This is a genomic window from Pseudomonadota bacterium (assembly GCA_030859565.1).
Taxonomy (GTDB): domain Bacteria; phylum Pseudomonadota; class Gammaproteobacteria; order JACCXJ01; family JACCXJ01; genus USCg-Taylor.
The window spans coordinates 1-2,891 of record JALZJW010000257.1 but is presented as its reverse complement, the minus strand read 5'-3'; the positions used below and the strand labels follow the sequence as shown (position 1 = coordinate 2,891).

Annotated in this window: 2 protein-coding genes; both read right to left on the bottom strand. The window is 59.5% G+C overall.

All coding sequences use genetic code 11. From position 1 onward, the window contains the following. Positions 1-348: 348 nt before the first annotated feature. On the bottom strand, positions 349-633 hold the full coding sequence (locus M3436_20410) for a DUF1153 domain-containing protein (protein MDQ3566334.1): 285 nt from the start codon (positions 631-633) through the stop codon (positions 349-351). Positions 634-2,050: 1,417 nt separating this feature from the next. After that, positions 2,051-2,891, bottom strand: a protein-coding gene (locus tag M3436_20405) for an IS5 family transposase (GenBank protein MDQ3566333.1) whose coding sequence is annotated in 2 segments (ribosomal slippage) — positions 2,051-2,508 and positions 2,508-2,891 — 842 coding nt annotated over the 2 segments. Because the reading frame shifts where the segments join, the coding sequence is not laid out codon by codon here. This gene is flagged as partial in the annotation.

Here is a 2,891-nt window from a genome sequence, read left to right as displayed (position 1 = left end):
AGTCTGACCTGATCCGTTGTAAAAGCAGAGCTTTATTGCAAACTGGCCTATCTCGTCGGGTTCAGAGATCAATAGGTTAGGGGTGAAACTGCAAACCAGAGCGCGACGCGCCAAGCCGAGGGCCAATGGGTCGGGAGTGAATGTAAACCGCCCTGCGCCCTGAAATGCGACGGCTGAACCTCGCGGCATGCTGGTTGCTCTCCGGCTCGGGAAAAGCGCTCGGACCTACGTGCCTTTCGGACGCGTGCTTGCGCCACTCAGCACGTGGCTGACGCCGCTTTGAAACGATTACCGGCAAGCCCTCGATCATCACGATCCACAACGCCGCCGGTTTCAGCCCCGAGCGCCCTATTCGGCTGTCGCGGCGCGGTAATCCTGAATTCTTGTGGTGCGTAGGCCCGCCAGACCATGGCCGTCAACCGCCGTTTGCCAGGACAGGTATTCCTCCACGGTGAGCCCAAAGCGTTCGCACGCTTCTTCCATCGAGAGAAGCCCTCCTCGCACCGCAGCTACCACGATAGCCTTTCGGCTAGGCACCCAACGCTCGCCCGGCTGAGGCAAGTCGGCGGGCGTCAATGGGCTACCATCCGGTCCGATCACTATCCTGACCCAGCGTGCCGATTGCTCTGCCATCGTCCTCTCGTTGTTCAGTTCTCACTGATTTATCCTGCGCAGGTGAATGCTTCGCTAAGCACATCGGCTCGCGTTCCGACGCGAGAAGGAACGCCACGGGCGAGCGCGTTGATGCGAAACGTTGCACTCGATACGCGGCGTGGATGGGCTGACCCGTAACCGGGATGCGCGGGCACCAACGACGCGGTGACCGTCTCCGACAATTCGAGCAGCCACCTTGGCCCGCCCGCGACTCTTTGGAGCTTCAGCGAGCGCAATCCCCTGGACTATAGCTTGCTCCTCGGAACGGGTCGCCTTGCGGCCCAACCCCACCAGAAGGACAAGTGAACTCTAGAAGGGATCTAGTCTGAGCCTCGGAAGAAGCGATGAGCCTGCCGAAATGCTAGCGCAAGGCGGCTCGGCGATGGCCTATCCGGCTTCTCGCTGACGCCAACCGCGGAAACCGAGGCCGTCACGGAACGTCGGCCGCTGACTCCCGGCTGACCTGCCTTGTCGCCAAGTGTCAAGTATGACCGAAATGCTGCGACGGTCACCGGGATTAGATTTCCTGGAGATCTGTATGAGACCGCCGCTCGCGCTTTCGAGGTTCCCCAGAGAGCATAGGAGACCGTCCAGAAGGTCCTCATCCGGCTTTGTCATACGAGTTACCCTCTTTGGAGTAGCATCAGTTTCGCCATAGCCCGGCTAATGAGCCGTTTAGGAGCAGGGTTAATGCCCTCAAAAATCCGAAGAAGCCTGTTATTGGGACCTCGACCTGCCGCCAGATGACGGGCTCGATCCCGTCCAGGCTGATTACGAGGCGGGCGATCCGGTCGGGCTGCTTCACCGAGGACTATTCCTGTGCCTAAGTGCGACTTGCTGTGCCCGCCAAGCTAGAGGTTATAAGCCGGATCAGTACCCGTTCACCCTCGTCCTGATACTCTCATCGGGTAATGGCTGTCCTCCACAGGCACTGTCGGGGCGGGTGAACTATTGTGCTTTCGTCGGACGCCATCAGCCAATACAATGGGGTGCTCCACTGAAGCACTAAGTTTGTGCTGTAACTCAAGAATCTTTCGCAATTCGTGGTGGGTTAAATCCATCAATGACGCGTCGCGCCAGCGTTTACGAGTGCCTGCCTTAGCGAAGGGCCAGATACTCGCTTTCTCCTCCTCGACCACCAACGCGACCTTGCCTAGAAGCGTGCGGCGAAAAGAGAACCTACCCGTAAGCGCCATGTGTTAGGCCCATCATCCTTGATGGCGATCACATTGGTCCCGCTTGGTTTCAGCCGCAACAATACCGCCTTGTTTTTGACAGCTATCCTTAACAAGACGGCAGTCTGGCTCCTGGACCCACCCGCCAGCAACGCATTGGGCCCGTTCAGATCCTCCGCTGGAGCGGGTAGGTGCGATGGGTCCTTAGAGTCTGTCCGAGATCATTTGGATCCCTGACAGAGCCTTCGGAGCATCAGCCGGATTGATGACCAGCGCAGGAACGCGAGTGCCGATCGGTTGAGGCATTCCCAGTCCTTTGCCAGGCGTCGGCATCGATTGAGCCAGCCGATCGTTCGCTCGACAATCCAGCGCTTGGGCAGAACAATGAAGCCCTTCGCCGCGTCGGATCGCTTGACGATCTCGACGTTGACATGACGCACGACATGCAGCAAGGCGCCTTGGAACCGTGGTCCCTGGTAGCCCGCATCGGCATAGAGCTTCAGCAGGAAGGGATACATGCCGAACAGCGTGGCCATCACCAGCACGCCGCCATCGCGGTCCTGGATATCGGCTGCGTGCACGATGGCGTGCAGCAACAGGCCCTGCGTGTCTACAAGGAGGTGGCGCTTCTTGCCCTTGATCTTCTTGCCCGCGTCAAAACCATGCGGATCGATGCGCGCCCCCCTTTTTCCGCGCTCTTGACGCTTTGGCTGTCAATGATCGCCGCGGTTGGACTTGCTTCCCGTTCGGCCTGGTCTCGGCATTTCACGTAGAGAGCATGGTGAATGCGATCCAGCGTGCCGTCGTAATCCCACAGGGAGAAATAGCCGTTCACCGTGCTTCGCGGCGGCAGGTCCTTCGGGATCGCGCGCCACTGGCAGCCGCTGCTCAACACGTACATCAGCCCGTTGACCACTTCGCGGATGATGACCGTTCGCTTGCCTCCGCCGCGCTTCGCAGGCGGGATGATCGGTGCGATGAGCGCCCATTCCTCGTCAGTCAGGTCGCTGGGGTAGCGAAGCTTGCCGCGGTCATATCGATTGCGGTTCTCGTTCGTCCACA

What these genes read in the sequence shown, in the direction of transcription:
- M3436_20410 (MDQ3566334.1), bottom strand. Translation starts at nt 633, where the DNA reads ATGGCAGAGCAATCGGCACGCTGGGTCAGGATAGTGATCGGACCGGAT.